Annotated in this window: 14 protein-coding genes; 8 read left to right on the top strand and 6 right to left on the bottom strand. The window is 74.3% G+C overall.

Annotated features, from left to right (window positions below; all coding sequences use genetic code 11):
* Window positions 1–43 precede the first annotated feature (43 nt).
* Together ACF068_RS01760 and hisN are read right to left on the bottom strand one after the other, a co-directional pair.
* The gene (locus ACF068_RS01760; RefSeq protein WP_392272155.1) at window positions 44–448 is read right to left on the bottom strand and encodes a cyclic nucleotide-binding/CBS domain-containing protein; all 405 of its coding nucleotides are present in this window, start codon (window positions 446–448) and stop codon (window positions 44–46) included.
* Window positions 449–668: 220 nt separating this feature from the next.
* Window positions 669–1,469: a histidinol-phosphatase gene (gene hisN, locus ACF068_RS01755; RefSeq protein WP_392272154.1), complete on the bottom strand. Its 801-nt coding sequence runs from the start codon at window positions 1,467–1,469 to the stop codon at window positions 669–671.
* Window positions 1,470–1,578: 109 nt separating this feature from the next.
* On the opposite strand from hisN, the gene ACF068_RS01750 reads away from it, so the two are divergent.
* The gene (locus ACF068_RS01750; RefSeq protein ID WP_392272153.1) at window positions 1,579–2,229 is read left to right on the top strand and encodes a TetR/AcrR family transcriptional regulator; all 651 of its coding nucleotides are present in this window, start codon (window positions 1,579–1,581) and stop codon (window positions 2,227–2,229) included.
* Here ACF068_RS01750 and ACF068_RS01745 read toward each other — a convergent pair.
* From ACF068_RS01745 to ACF068_RS01730, 4 genes are all read right to left on the bottom strand, one after another.
* A complete protein-coding gene (locus ACF068_RS01745) occupies window positions 2,195–2,518 on the bottom strand; it encodes a DMT family transporter (RefSeq protein WP_392272152.1) in 324 nt (107 codons plus the stop codon). The two genes, ACF068_RS01750 and ACF068_RS01745, sit on opposite strands and share 35 nt — an antisense overlap.
* A 188-nt stretch (window positions 2,519–2,706) precedes the next feature.
* Window positions 2,707–3,720: a ribosome small subunit-dependent GTPase A gene (rsgA, locus tag ACF068_RS01740; RefSeq protein ID WP_392272151.1), complete on the bottom strand. Its 1,014-nt coding sequence runs from the start codon at window positions 3,718–3,720 to the stop codon at window positions 2,707–2,709.
* Window positions 3,721–3,724: 4 nt separating this feature from the next.
* The gene (gene aroA / locus ACF068_RS01735) at window positions 3,725–5,041 is read right to left on the bottom strand and encodes a 3-phosphoshikimate 1-carboxyvinyltransferase (RefSeq protein WP_392272150.1); all 1,317 of its coding nucleotides are present in this window, start codon (window positions 5,039–5,041) and stop codon (window positions 3,725–3,727) included.
* Between the two features lie 37 nt (window positions 5,042–5,078).
* Entirely contained in the window at window positions 5,079–5,771 is a 693-nt protein-coding gene (locus ACF068_RS01730) for a M50 family metallopeptidase (protein ID WP_392272149.1), read from the bottom strand.
* 52 nt (window positions 5,772–5,823) lie between these two features.
* Between ACF068_RS01730 and ACF068_RS01725 the strand changes: the two genes are divergently transcribed.
* From ACF068_RS01725 to ACF068_RS01695, 7 genes are all read left to right on the top strand, one after another.
* Window positions 5,824–6,645, top strand: coding sequence for an SOS response-associated peptidase (locus ACF068_RS01725; RefSeq protein WP_392272148.1), 822 nt, complete (start codon window positions 5,824–5,826; stop codon window positions 6,643–6,645).
* 25 nt (window positions 6,646–6,670) lie between these two features.
* Window positions 6,671–7,309, top strand: coding sequence for an alpha/beta family hydrolase (locus tag ACF068_RS01720; RefSeq protein ID WP_392272147.1), 639 nt, complete (start codon window positions 6,671–6,673; stop codon window positions 7,307–7,309).
* Window positions 7,310–7,602: 293 nt separating this feature from the next.
* Window positions 7,603–8,259 carry a sigma-70 family RNA polymerase sigma factor gene (locus ACF068_RS01715; protein WP_198944053.1) on the top strand — a complete coding sequence of 219 codons (657 nt, stop codon included), beginning with the start codon at window positions 7,603–7,605 and terminating at the stop codon, window positions 8,257–8,259.
* On the top strand, window positions 8,256–8,555 hold the full coding sequence (rsrA, locus tag ACF068_RS01710; protein ID WP_392272146.1) for a mycothiol system anti-sigma-R factor: 300 nt from the start codon (window positions 8,256–8,258) through the stop codon (window positions 8,553–8,555). Before ACF068_RS01715 ends, rsrA begins: the two co-directional genes overlap by 4 nt.
* A 233-nt stretch (window positions 8,556–8,788) precedes the next feature.
* The gene (locus ACF068_RS01705) at window positions 8,789–10,345 is read left to right on the top strand and encodes an HD-GYP domain-containing protein (RefSeq protein ID WP_392272145.1); all 1,557 of its coding nucleotides are present in this window, start codon (window positions 8,789–8,791) and stop codon (window positions 10,343–10,345) included.
* Between the two features lie 17 nt (window positions 10,346–10,362).
* Entirely contained in the window at window positions 10,363–11,646 is a 1,284-nt protein-coding gene (locus ACF068_RS01700; protein WP_392272144.1) for an HD-GYP domain-containing protein, read from the top strand.
* Window positions 11,647–11,751: 105 nt separating this feature from the next.
* Window positions 11,752–12,732 (top strand): hypothetical protein, encoded by a 981-nt coding sequence (locus ACF068_RS01695; RefSeq protein ID WP_189553039.1) that lies wholly within the window; start codon window positions 11,752–11,754, stop codon window positions 12,730–12,732.
* The last annotated feature ends 82 nt before the right edge of the window (window positions 12,733–12,814 follow it).

Genomic DNA, 12,814 nt, shown 5'->3' with positions numbered 1-12,814 from the left:
CGGCTCCCGGACGTGTCCGGGGGCCGGCCCTCTCGCGCGTCCGCTACCCGGCCGTCAGGGTGGCCGGCCGCAGCCGCACCGGGGCCCAGCAACGGATGATGTCGCGGACCGAGACGATGCCGACCGGTCCGCCGTCCTCCAGCACGATCAGGTGCCGGAAACCGCCGTGGGCCATGGCCCGGGCGGCCTCCTCCAGGGTCCAGCCGGGTGCCGCGAAGACGACGTCGGTGGTGGTGTGCGCGCCGGCCGTCTCCAGGTCGGGGTTCTGGCCGGATCCGACGGCCACGAGGATGTCGCGTTCGGTGAGGATGCCGAGGCCGCTGGTGTCGTGGTCCAGGACCACGGCCGCGCCGACGCGGCGCGCGGCCATCAGTGCTGCTGCCTGACGGAGGGTGTGTGCGGGGCCGATGGTGAGGACCACGGTGCTCATGGCGTCACGGACGAACATGGACGGAGCCACCTCCTTGAGGAATCCCCGCACGGGCCCGCGCGAGACCGCACGCGACCGTACGAGAAGGGATTCACAAGTTCACAAGCGGGGGGACTCCTAGAGTGGCAGTGATTGCGCGCGTCAACAAGGGGTGTGCGCCACGTGGCGCACGCACGCCACTACGCACCGTGCCGGACCGGCCTCGCCGGGCGGCCCCGGCCTGCCGGGCCCCGCCCGCTCAGGAGGCGGGGTTCAGGTAGCCCAGCAGTTCCTCGTGGAGCAGGCCGTTGGACGCCGCCGCGTTGCCGCTGTGCGGGCCCGGCTTCCCGTCCAGCCCGGTGTACGAACCGCCCGCCTCCTGGACCACGATCGCGGGGGCCGCCATGTCCCACAGGGACAGCTCCGGCTCCGCGCAGATGTCCACCGACCCCTCCGCCACCATCATGTACGGCCAGAAGTCGCCGTACCCCCGCGTCCGCCAGCACGCGCGCGTGAGGTCCAGGAACCCTTCCAGCCGCCCCTGCTCCTCCCAGCCGCTCAGCGAGGAGTACGCGAAAGAGGCGTCGGACAGCTCGGCCACCTTCGACACCTGGATCCGGGTCGCCGACGTCAGGCTCCGCCCCGTGTACGCGCCCAGCCCCTTCGCCGCCCACCAGCGGCGGCCCAGCGCCGGTGCCGACACCACGCCCACGACCGGCTGGAACCCGCCCGGGCCCGCCTCCATGAGCGCGATCAGCGTCGCCCACACGGGCACCCCGCGCACGTAGTTCTTGGTGCCGTCGATCGGGTCGATGACCCAGCGGCGCGGACCGGTGCCCTCGACGCCGTACTCCTCGCCCAGGATCGCGTCCCGCGGCCGCGCCCGCTGGAGCTGGCCCCGCAGCAGCTCCTCGGCCGCCTTGTCCGCCTCGCTCACCGGCGTCATGTCCGGCTTCGTCTCGACCTTGAGGTCCAGCGCCCGGAACCGGTCCATCGTGGCGGCGTCGGCGGCGTCCGCGAGGACGTGGGCGAGACGCAGGTCATCGTGGTAATCGGCCATGGCCCGACTCTATCCCGGGGCACCGGCCGCCCCGGCAGGGCCTCTTGACAGTGCGTGGTCGTCCGTCAACGCTGAGCGCAGAGCCGAGGGACCGGCCCGGGAGGCGACGATGCCCACCACGCGCGAGGCACTGCTGGACGCCGCCCTGGCGGCGCTCGGGGAACTGCCCTGGACCGCGGTCCGCATGGTCGACGTGGCAGCGGCGGCGGGAGTCTCCCGGCAGACCCTCTACAACGAGTTCGGCAGCAAGGAAGGGCTCGCCCGCGCTCTGCTGCGGCGGGAGGCCGACGCCTATCTGTACGGGGTCGAGCGCGCCCTGCGGGCCACGGACCACCCCGCCGGCCCGGCCGCCCCGGCCGTCGACCGGCTCGTCCCGGTCGCCGAGTGGACCGTCGGCGAGGCGGCCGCCCGGCCGCTGCTGCGGGCGCTGCTCACCGGCTGCTGGGACGACCGGCTGCCCGCGCCCCGGCCCGCCCCCGCCCGCTCCCGGGTGCTCGCCGGCTCCGCGGCGCAGCGCCGCGCCGACGCCGGTGCCCCGGACCCCGGCGAGCTGCTGGCGGCCGTACGGGACCGCTCCCGCGCCGCCCTGCGGCGCGAGGGCGACGACCCGGGCGGGGAGGCGTGCGAACTGGCGGCGCGGCTGGCCCTGTCGTACCTGGTCGCGCCGGCCCCGGCGGGCTCCGGGATGCCGGAAGGGGACCTCGGCGCGCTGCTCCGGCACGCCCTCAGTGCGACGAACCGGAGAGCTGGAGACCGATGACTCCGACGATCACCAGCGAGATCGAGATGATCTTCATGGTGGACACCAGCTCGCCCAGGAAGATCATCCCGTAGATCGCCGTGCCCGCCGCGCCGATACCCGTCCACACCGCGTACGCCGGGCCCACGTCCAGCTTCCGCAGCGACAGCGTCAGCAGGCCGAAGCTGCCGAGGGCGAAACAGGAGAAGGCCACGGTGGGCCACAGCCGGGTGAAGCCGTGCGACAGCTTGAGGCAGACGGCGAAACCCGTCTCCAGAAACCCGGCGACAATCACCAGCAGCCACGCCATCGTCCGTGCCTCCCGCGTCCGTGACCTCGGTGAGTGAGGGATGTCGGTGACTGCCTTCTGTCACTCGGTGCGATTATGCACTTACCGACCGGCACCCACCGTGCACGCGCGCCGCCCCACGGCCCACGCGTCGCGGCGTCCCCGTCCCGGCCGCCGCTCCCCCTGGGGCATGTGCCGGAAGTTCCGTCTCAGTCGCCCTCGCGGCGCTCGCGCGTCGCCAGCAGCCGCCGCAGCGAGTACAGCCGCGCCGGATCGGCGTGCCCCTCGGCCACCCAGGCGTCCAGCCCGCAGTCCGGCTCGTCGTGGCCGCACGCCCGCGGGCACTGCCCGGTGCCCGCCACCAGGTCCGGGAAGGCCAGGATCACCCGGGACGGGTCGACGTGGTGCAGCCCGAACGACCGCACGCCCGGGGTGTCGATCACCCAGCCCTCGGCCCGGTCGAGCGGCAGCGCCAGCGCCGAGGTGGTGGTGTGCCGGCCCCGCCCCGTGACGGCGTTGACGTCACCCGTCAGCCGTCGCCGGTCCTCCGGCACGAGGGCGTTCACCAGGGTCGTCTTGCCGACGCCCGAGTGGCCCACGAACGCGGTGGTCCGGCCGGACAGGTACTCCCGCACCCGGTCGGCGGCCGTGTGCCCGTCGTACAGCTCCTCCTGGCTCGTCACCACGTACGGGATGTCGAGCGCGCCGTACAGGTCCAGCAGCATCGACGGCGGGGCCAGGTCCGACTTGGTGAGCACGAGCAGCGGCTCCAGGCCGCCGTCGAACGCCGCCACCAGGCACCGGTCGATCAGCCGGGGGCGCGGCTCGGGGTCCGCCAGGGCGGTGACGATGGCGAGCTGGTCGGCGTTGGCGACGACCACCCGCTCGTACGGGTCGTCGTCGTCGGCGGTGCGGCGCAGCACCGAGGCGCGCGGCTCGATCCGCACGATCCGCGCGAGGGTGTCCTTCTTGCCGGAGAGGTCGCCCACCAGGGAGACCCGGTCGCCGACGACCGCCGCCTTGCGGCCCAGCTCGCGGGCCTTCATCGCCATGACGACCCGGCCGTCGACCAGACAGGTCAGCCGGCCGCGGTCCACGGTGAGGACCATGCCCTCGGCCGCGCCCTCGTGCTTGGGGCGGATGCTGGTGCGGGGACGGTTGCCCTTGCGGTTGGGGCGGGACCGGATGTCGTCCTCGTCGGTGTGCTTGCCGTAGCGGCGCATGTCGTCAGGCCTCGAGCATTCCGGTCCACATCCGGGGGAAGTCCGGCAGGGTCTTGGCGGTCGTCCCGACGTTCTCGATCACCACGCCCTCGACGGCGAGGCCGATGACCGACCCGGCGGTCGCCATCCGGTGGTCGTCGTAGGTGTGGAACACGCCCTTGTGCAGCGGGCGGGGGCGGATGTGCAGTCCGTCGGCGGTCTCGGTGACGTCCCCGCCCAGCCCGTTGATCTCCTTGGTGAGCGCCGCCAGCCGGTCCGTCTCGTGCAGGCGCAGATGGGCCACCCCGCGCAGCGTGGACGGCGAATCGGCCAGGGCCGCGACCGCCGCGATGCCGGGCGTCAGCTCGCCGACCTCGCCCAGGTCCACGTCGATGCCGTGGATCGTGCCCGTACCGGTGAAGGTCAGGCCCTGCTCGGTGAGCTCGCAGGAGCCACCCATCTCGGTGAAGATCTCCCGCAGCGCGTCACCGGGTTGGGTGGTCCGCCCGGGCCAGTCGGGGATGGTGACCCGCCCACCGGTGACCAGCGCGGCGGCCAGGAACGGCTGCGCGTTGGACAGGTCCGGCTCGATCGTCAGGTCGCGGCCGAGGAGCGCCGAGGGGGAGACCCGCCACACGTTCGGCTCGCCGCCCGTCTCCGGCTCGTCGACCTGGGCCCCCACCGCGCGGAGCATGTCGACGGTCATCCGGATGTGCGGCATCGACGGCAGCTTCGCGCCCGTGTGGCGCACCTCCACGCCCTGGTTGAAGCGGGGCGCGGACAGCAGCAGGGCGCTGACGAACTGGGACGACGACGAGGCGTCGATCTCGACCGGGCCGCCCTCCAGGGCCCCCGCCCCGTGCACCGTCATCGGCAGCGAGCCCCGGGCGTCGTCGTCGATCCGGGCGCCGAGGGCGCGCAGGGCGTCGATCACGCCGTGCAGCGGCCGCTCGTAGGAGCGCGGGTCGCCGTCGAACCGGACCGGGCCGGTGGCCAGGGTCGCGACCGGCGGGAGGAAGCGCATGACCGTTCCCGCGTTGCCCACGTCGATCGCGGCGGGACCGTGCAGGCCCGCCGGGATGACCCGCCACCGCTCGCCCGTGCCGTCGGGGCCCACGCCCTCCTCGATGCCGACGCCCATCGTGCGCAGCGCCTCGGCCATCAGCAGGGTGTCGCGCGAGCGCAGCGGGTGCCGCAGCCAGCCCGGCTCGGAGGCGAGGGCGGCGAGCACCAGGGCACGGTTGGTGACCGACTTGGACCCGGGCACGGTGACGGTCGCGTCCACGGCTCCACTCGCGTACGGGGCCGGCCAGAGATCGAGCTGTGCGGGGGTTTCGGTCATGCCCCTCACTTTAGACGGGGCAGATGGTCACGGCCGATCACAGGCCGAGCAGCCAGCGCCCCCCGCCGATCAGGGAGCAGAGGGAGACGGCGTGGAACAGGAACAGCCACAGTGCCGCCGGTACGTGGGTGAGCCGCGAGAGCTGGTCGGCGTCCGAGTCCGGCGCCCCGCCGTGCCGCCGCTTGGCCTGGAGCTCGAAGACCGGGCGTACCCCGCCCAACAGCAGGAACCACACGGCCGCGTACGCGAACCCCGACCGGACGTCCGGCTCCGCCAGCCACGACACGAGGACGAACGCCGCACCCGTCACCAGGACGGTGAGCGCCCCGTACGCGTTGCGGATCATCACCAGCATGGCGAGCAGCAGCGCGGTGGCCACCCACAGCAGCAGCGTGACCCGGTGCGCGGCGAGCAGCCAGGCGCCGCCCAGGCCCAGCAGGGACGGCGCGGTGTACCCGGCCGCCGCGGTGAGGATCATCCCCATGCCGGTGGGCTTCCCGCGGCTGACGGTGAGGCCACTGGTGTCGGAGTGGAGCCGGATGCCGTCGAGACGGCGCCCGGTGAGCAGGGCGACCAGCCCGTGGCCGCCCTCGTGCGCGATGGTCACGGCGTTGCGCGACACCCGCCACACCCGGTGCGGGACGGTCACCGCGAGGGCGGCCACCGCGGTGACGACGACGAGCCACAGGTCCGGGGCGGGCTGGGTACCGAGGAATCCGGTGCTGGCCATTTTCTCGGACGGCTCCTCATGGTGTCGGTGGCTCGTGGCAGTGTGGGCAAGTATGTGCGGACGTTATTCGGCGAGTCGTAGGCCCGAGGACCTGACCGGACTCTTCCAGGTGGAGAAGTGGGAGCCGGAGGAGACCCTGGAGCCCGACTGGAACGTGGCCCCGACCAAAGAGGTGTACGCGGTCCTCGAACGCCCCCTCAAGGACAAGGACGCGGATCCGGGCCGTCCGGTTCGGCAGCTACGCGTCCTGAAGTGGGGTCTCGTGCCGTCCTGGTCCAAGACGCCGGAGGGCGCCGCCCGCATGATCAACGCCCGCGCGGAGACCGTGCCGGACAAGCCGTCCTTCCGCCGGGCCTTCGCCCAGCGCCGCTGCATCCTGCCCGCCGACGGCTATTACGAGTGGGTGACCGGCGCCGACGAGCGGCAGCTCGAGGAGCAGGGCAGGAGGAAGCGCCCCCGCAAGCAGCCGTACTTCGTCACCCCCGCCGACGGCTCGGTCTTCGCCATGGCCGGGCTGTACGAGTTCTGGCGCGACCCCACCCTGCCGCCCGAGCACCCGCGGGCCTGGTGGGCCACCTGCTCGGTGATCACCACCGAGGCCGACAAGGAACCGCTCGGGGTGGCCCCCGAGGAGGGTCCGCACTCGCTGGCCGACATCCACCCGCGCATGCCGCTGATGCTGACGCCCGACCGGTGGGACGCCTGGCTGGACCCGGCCCGCACCGACCCGGAGGACCTGCGCTCCCTGCTGACCCCGCCGCCCACCGGACTGATGCGGGCGTATCCGGTGGCCACCGCCGTCAGCAACGTCCGCAACAACGGCCCCGAGCTGCTGGAGGAAATCGCCGCCCCCGAGGAGGGAACCCTCTTCTGAGCCCGGCGCACGGCAGGATGGGCCGGTGACCACCACCGAGACCGTCCCCACCGGCACCGGGGACGCCCGCATCACCTGGTACGAGGCCGAAGGGCGACCCGCCCGCCTCGTGATGGCCCTCGGCCACGGAGCCGGCGGCGGCATCGAGGCGCGCGATCTCCGGGCGCTGGCCGCGAGCCTGCCGCCCGCCGGAGTGACCGTCGCGCTGGTCGAGCAGCCCTGGCGGGTCGCCGGGAAGAAGCTGGCCCCCGCGCCCAAGCGGCTGGACGAGGCCTGGCGCGACCTGTGGCCGGCGCTCCGCGCCGCCGGCCCGCCCGTGGTGGCCGGCGGGCGCAGCGCCGGCGCCCGCGTGGCCTGCCGCACCGCCCGCGAGCTGGGCGCCCTGGCCGTACTGGCGCTCTCCTTCCCGCTGCACCCGCCCGGCAGGCCGGACCGCTCCCGGGCGGACGAACTGCTCGGCGCCGGCGTGCCCACGCTCGTCGTGCAGGGCGGCAACGACCCGTTCGGCCGCCCGGAGGAGTTCCCGGCCGGGGACCACGAGCTGGTCGGGGTGCCCTTCGGCGACCACGGGTTCGCCGTGCCGAAGCGGGCGCCCGTCACCCAGGCGGACGCCCTGGAGGTCATCACCGGGGCGGTCGGCACCTGGGCCGCCGGCCTGCTGTGAACCCGGCCGCCGGGGCGGGAATGCGGGACGGGGCGCCCGGTGTTGTGACGGGCGTCGGTGAGAGAACAGAGCCAGGAGAGGGAGTCCGTCGCATGGGTTCGACCATCTGCCCGAGCCGGTCGCAGTCAGCCGGCGAGCTGGACTGGACCGTGCTGCCGGCTGCCAGGACCGCCCCCGGCCTGACAGGCCGCACCCCGGGCGGGAAGAATCGGAAGGACCTGTCCGTGGAAGGTCGACTATTCTCCGATTCGAGCGGGTCCGCACTCGGTCTCGCCGCCGCAGCGCTGGAGGAGGTGGGTCCGGTCACTGGGACCGACACAGGGACCGACGACGGCCACGAGGAGACGACCGCCGAGCGCAACGCGCGCTTCGAGCGGGACGCGCTGGAGTACCTCGACCAGATGTACTCGGCGGCCCTGCGCATGACGCGCAACCCCGCCGACGCCGAGGACCTGGTGCAGGAGACGTACGCGAAGGCGTACGGGTCGTTCCACCAGTTCCGCGAGGGCACCAACCTCAAGGCGTGGCTGTACCGCATCCTCACCAACACCTTCATCAACTCGTACCGCAAGAAGCAGCGCGAACCCCAGCGCAGCGCCGCCGAGGAGATCGAGGACTGGCAGCTCGCCCGTGCCGAGTCGCACATGTCCACCGGTCTGCGGTCCGCCGAGTCCCAGGCGCTGGACCACCTGCCCGACTCCGACGTGAAGGAAGCCCTCCAGGCGATCCCCGAGGAGTTCCGCATCGCCGTTTACCTGGCCGATGTCGAGGGCTTTGCGTACAAGGAGATCGCGGACATCATGGGTACGCCCATCGGTACGGTGATGTCCCGACTGCACCGTGGCCGTCGCCAGTTGCGCGGCATGCTCGAGGACTACGCCCGCGAACGCGGACTGGTCCCGGCGGGGGCCGGAGAGTCGTCGAACAACGGGAAAGGCTCGGGCTCATGAGCTGCGGAGAGCCGCACGAGACGGACTGCTCGGAGGTGCTGGACCACCTCTACGAGTTCCTGGATCACGAGATGCCCGACAGCGACTGCACCAAGTTCGAGGTGCACTTCGAGGAGTGCTCCCCGTGCCTGGAGAAGTACGGGCTGGAGCAGGCCGTGAAGAAGCTGGTCAAGCGGTGCTGCGGACATGACGACGTCCCCGCCGACCTGCGGGCCAAGGTCATGGGCCGCATCGAGCTGATCCGGTCGGGCGAGACCGTGCCGGACCACGACATCACCGCCGCCACCCAGGAGTGACCTCCGCCCGTGCGGGATGCCGCACGGAGCGCCGGCCGAGCCCGGGGAACGGGGTCCGCCCTCACGGCGGACCCCGTTTTTCCGTCGTCATGCCTGTCTTCACCCAAAGGTGCTAATCGCCCTCTTCACCCCGCCGCGCCACCCCCAACTCGCTAGCCTGACGCTCCACTTGGTCGACGAGAGCCGAGGAGCCGGCGAGAGGCCGGCGAGGCGGCGGGAGACGGTGGGGAGACGTGGTGGGGATTCCGGTGACGGCACGCGCGTACATCGCGGGAGCCGTGGTCTGTGCCGCGGCCTGCGCGCTCCCGGCGCTCCTCCCCGGTGCGGGGACCCCGTGGCGCGCGCTCACGCTCCTCGCCGCGCTCTACGCCTTCTGCGAGTGGCCCGTCCGCTGCCCCCTGACCGGCAGGGCGCTCGGCGCCGGCGCCGTCCCGATGGGTGCCGGATCGTTCCTCCCCGTGCTGCTCGCCGCCACCCTGCTGCTGCCGCCCGCCGCCGCAGCGCTGGCCGCCGTCCCGGGCGCCCTGCTGTCCGGGGTCGAGGAGCGGCCCGCCCTGCCGCGCCGGATCTGGCGGGCCGCGCGGCTCGCCCTGGCCGCGTGGGCCGCCGCGTACACGGCGGTGCTGCTCGGCGGTCCCGCCGCGGTGGCCGCCTCCGACTTCCCGTACGTCCTGCTGCCGGCCGGCTGCGGCGCGCTCGCCTTCTGCCTGGTGCTCACCGCCCTCGACGGCGGCATCCTCGCCACCGCGGAGCCGGTGCCGGTGCGCGACGCCTGGCCCGGTCTGCTCACCCGGTCGCTCCTCCCGCACGCCGTGCACGGGCTCGCCGGGCTGATGATGGCCGTGCTGTGGCGCAGTCCGTACGGATGGTCGGCGGCCCTGTTCGTGCTGCTGCCGATGTACGTCTCCTGCTGGATGTACGGCCAGTACCACCGGGAGCGCGCCGCCCACCAGGCGACGATCCGGGCCCTGGTCCAGGCGGTGGACATCAAGGACGCCTACACCCGCGGGCACAGCGAGCGGGTCGGCCGGGCCTCCGTACTGATCGCCCGCGAGCTGGGCATGGAAGAGGACCGGCTGGACGTGATCCGGTTCGCCGGGATCCTCCATGACGTCGGCAAGCTCGGCGTCCCGACCCGGGTGCTCCGCAAGGACGGGCCGCTGACCCCGCAGGAGCGGCGGGTGATCGAGCTGCACCCGGAGTACGGGCACGAGATCGTGCGCGGCATCGGCTTCCTGGGCGAGGCGCGCGCCGCGATCCTCCACCACCACGAGCGGATGGACGGCAGCGGCTACCCGTACGGGCTGAGCGGCGACCGGATCCCGGAGGCGGCCCGGGTGGTCGCCGTGGCCGACGCGTTCGACGCCATGACCTCGACCCGCTCCTACCGGAGGGCCAGGCCCGTGGCGACCGCTGTCGCGGAGCTGGAGCGGTGCGCGGGGCGACAGTTCGACCCGCGGATGGTGCGGGCGCTGACGCGGGCGCTGGACCGGTACGGCTGGACGACGGCGGTCACCGCCGACGAGCCCGAGGGCACCGGTGCGGGCACGGAGGCCGGTGCGGGTGCGGGTGCGGGGCCGGGCCGACAGGGCGGACAGGGCGGGGCCCCGGCGCCCGGTGCGCCGGCGCCCGGCGCCTCCCCGGCCGGGGCCCCGGGGGCCGGGGCCGGCGGCTCGCCCCGGGCGGGCGCGCGCCCCGGGACCCCGGCGCGGGCACGCCGCGGCGCGCTGCCCGGGCGGCGCCCGGCACCCGGCCCGGGCCACGGCCAGGCCTGGGGCGGCGCCCGGTGAGGGCGCGGTCGTGGGGGGTGCCGGCCACGGCCGGCGCGCTGCTCCGCACGGCCGCCGGGACGGTCGCGGTGGCCGGACTCGCCTGGACGCTCTGGCACGGGGTCGCCGAGCCGGGAACCGCGCTGGCCTTCGGGGTCCTGGTCACCGTGGGCGAACTCGCCCGGCGGGGCGCCCGCCCGGACGCCGGCCCGCCCCCGGCGCCGGACGACCCGCGGGGCAGGGAGCCCGCCCCCCTCGGGGCCGCCGGGGCCCTGGCGTACGCCCTGCTCGGCGAGTCCGCCGGGCGGGCCACCACCCACGGGGTCGCCCAGATCGTCGCCGTGGTCGTCGCGGGCGCCCTCGTCGGCGCCGTACCGCAGGTGGCCCGGGGGCGGGGGCGCGCGCTCGACCACGTGGCCCGCCGGGTGCTCACCGCCGGCTTCGCCGCCCTGTGCTTCCAGCCCCTGTACAACTCGGGCGAGCTGCTGCGGACCGTCGGACGGGGACACGGCTACGTCCTGTTCCTGCTGGTCCTCCTGGTGCTCACCACCCTGTGCGACGCGGTGCTGGCCGCCCTGCTGCTGCGCTCGCGCACCGGCCATCCGTACGGCCCGCTCCTGCGCGACGAACTGCGCGCCCGGCTCGGCATCGGGTCCGCCGTGTGCGCCACCGGCGCGGTGATGGCCCTGGCGGTGGCGGTCGCCGGGCTGTGGGCGCTGCCGGTGTTCTGCGTGCCGCTGCTGCTCACCCAGCTCTCCTTCCGCCGGTACGCGTCCGTCCGGGACACCTACCGGCAGACCATCGCCTCCCTCGCGCGTGCCACCGAGATCGCCGGGTACACGCGCCCCGGACACGCCCACCGGGTGGCGGCGCTCAGCCGTGCGGTAGGACGCGAGCTGGGACTGTCGGAGCCCGATCTGACCGTTCTGGAGTACGCCGCGCTGATGCACGACATCGGACAGCTGTCCCTGATCGATCCCGTACCGGAAGGAGCCACGGCCCGCCTCCCGGAGGCCGAGCAGCGCCGCATCGCGCTGCTGGGCGGGGCCGTGGTGCGCCGGACCGGCGCCCCGGCGGCCGTCGCCGTCGTCGTGGAGCGGCAGGCCGACCCGTACCGGGAGCAGCCGCTGCCCGCCCGGATCGTCCGCGCCGTGAACGCGTACGACGAGCTGTTCCGGGAAGGCGCGGGGAACGCGGACGGGGCGCTGAGCGCCCTGGAGCGGCTGCGGCTGGGCACCGCGCGGGACTATCACCCGAAAGTGGTGGAGTCACTCGCCAGAGTCCTCGCCCGCGGCGGCGTCACGGGGTCGGCCCCGGGGTAACCCATGGGTAATGAGCGGGCGTGCGACCCGGCATGGTTGGATGCGAACAAGAGGGTGTCCGGGGGCAGAGACCTTCAGCGACCGGCAGACCGGCAGGCGGGAATCGTGAGGATCTTCGGGAAGGTACGGCATCGGCCCTCCGCCTCGTGGCGGCAGGCCACCGACCGCGCGTTCACGCTGATCGGGGACGGGCGGTACGAGGACGCGGGTGCGTTGCTGACGCGTGCGGCGGACCTGGAGCCCTGGCTCTCGGAGTCCTGGTTCAACCTGGCGCTGCTGCACAAGTTCCGGCACGACTGGGAGCAGGCGCGCACCGCGGGGCTGCGGGCCGTCGCGCTGCTCGACAAGGAGACCGGTGCGCCCGACTGGTGGAACGTGGGCATCGCCGCCACCGCCCTCCAGGACTGGCCGCTGGCCCGCCGAGCCTGGCAGGCCTACGGGCTGAAGGTGCCCGGGGCGGCCGCGGCCGGCGGGGAGCCGACCGGGATGGAGCTGGGCAGCGCCGCCGTGCGGCTGTCGCCGGAGGGCGAGGCCGAAGTGGTGTGGGGCCGCCGGCTGGACCCGGCCCGGGTGGAGGTGCTGTCCATCCCGCTGCCGTCCTCGGGCCGGCGCTGGGGCGAGGTCGTGCTGCACGACGGGGTCCCGAACGGTGAACGGACGACGTCGGCGGGGCACAGCTTCCCGGTGTTCGACGAGATCGAACTGTGGGCGCCGTCCCCGGTGCCCACCTGGGTGGTGCTGCTGGAGGCGGCCACCGAGGCCGACCGGGACGCCCTGGAGCGGCTGGCGGCGGACGCCGGGTTCGCCGCCGAGGACTGGTCGTCGTCGGTGCGGCTGCTGTGCCGGGCGTGCTCCGAGTCGCGGATGCCCAGCGCCGAGGGCGAGGGCGAGCACCTGGACCCGCACGACCACAGTGAGCCGGGGCATCCGGGGCCGCTGGGCCACCGGTCGCCGGGCGAGCTGTGGGTGCCCGAGCGGGAGTGCGGCATCGCGGCGCCCGCCGGGCTGGTGCGGGGGCTGCTGGACGGCTGGGTGGCGGACAGCCCGGACAGCCGTGAGTGGCGGGATCTCGAAGAAGTCTGCTGACCCCTGTCGCTCGCGGCCCGTAGGCTGTACGGGCACAACGCGGCGTGCCGTACGGGCACGGCGCGGGCATCGGGTACTCAGG

The sequence above is a fragment of the Streptomyces sp. NPDC016309 genome (assembly GCF_043077235.1).
In the GTDB taxonomy this organism is placed as follows: domain Bacteria; phylum Actinomycetota; class Actinomycetes; order Streptomycetales; family Streptomycetaceae; genus Streptomyces.
Note: the sequence above shows the minus strand (reverse complement) of the source record. Positions and strands in the feature narration are given on the sequence as shown.

Coding starts and splice junctions, on each gene's coding strand:
- hisN (WP_392272154.1), bottom strand. CDS start 1,469: ATGGCCGATTACCACGATGACCTGCGTCTCGCCCACGTCCTCGCGGAC.
- ACF068_RS01750 (WP_392272153.1), top strand. CDS start 1,579: ATGCCCACCACGCGCGAGGCACTGCTGGACGCCGCCCTGGCGGCGCTC.
- ACF068_RS01730 (WP_392272149.1), bottom strand. CDS start 5,771: ATGGCCAGCACCGGATTCCTCGGTACCCAGCCCGCCCCGGACCTGTGG.
- rsrA (WP_392272146.1), top strand. CDS start 8,256: ATGAGCTGCGGAGAGCCGCACGAGACGGACTGCTCGGAGGTGCTGGAC.
- ACF068_RS01745 (WP_392272152.1), bottom strand. CDS start 2,518: ATGGCGTGGCTGCTGGTGATTGTCGCCGGGTTTCTGGAGACGGGTTTC.
- aroA (WP_392272150.1), bottom strand. CDS start 5,041: ATGACCGAAACCCCCGCACAGCTCGATCTCTGGCCGGCCCCGTACGCG.
- rsgA (WP_392272151.1), bottom strand. CDS start 3,720: ATGCGCCGCTACGGCAAGCACACCGACGAGGACGACATCCGGTCCCGC.
- ACF068_RS01725 (WP_392272148.1), top strand. CDS start 5,824: ATGTGCGGACGTTATTCGGCGAGTCGTAGGCCCGAGGACCTGACCGGA.
- ACF068_RS01760 (WP_392272155.1), bottom strand. CDS start 448: ATGTTCGTCCGTGACGCCATGAGCACCGTGGTCCTCACCATCGGCCCC.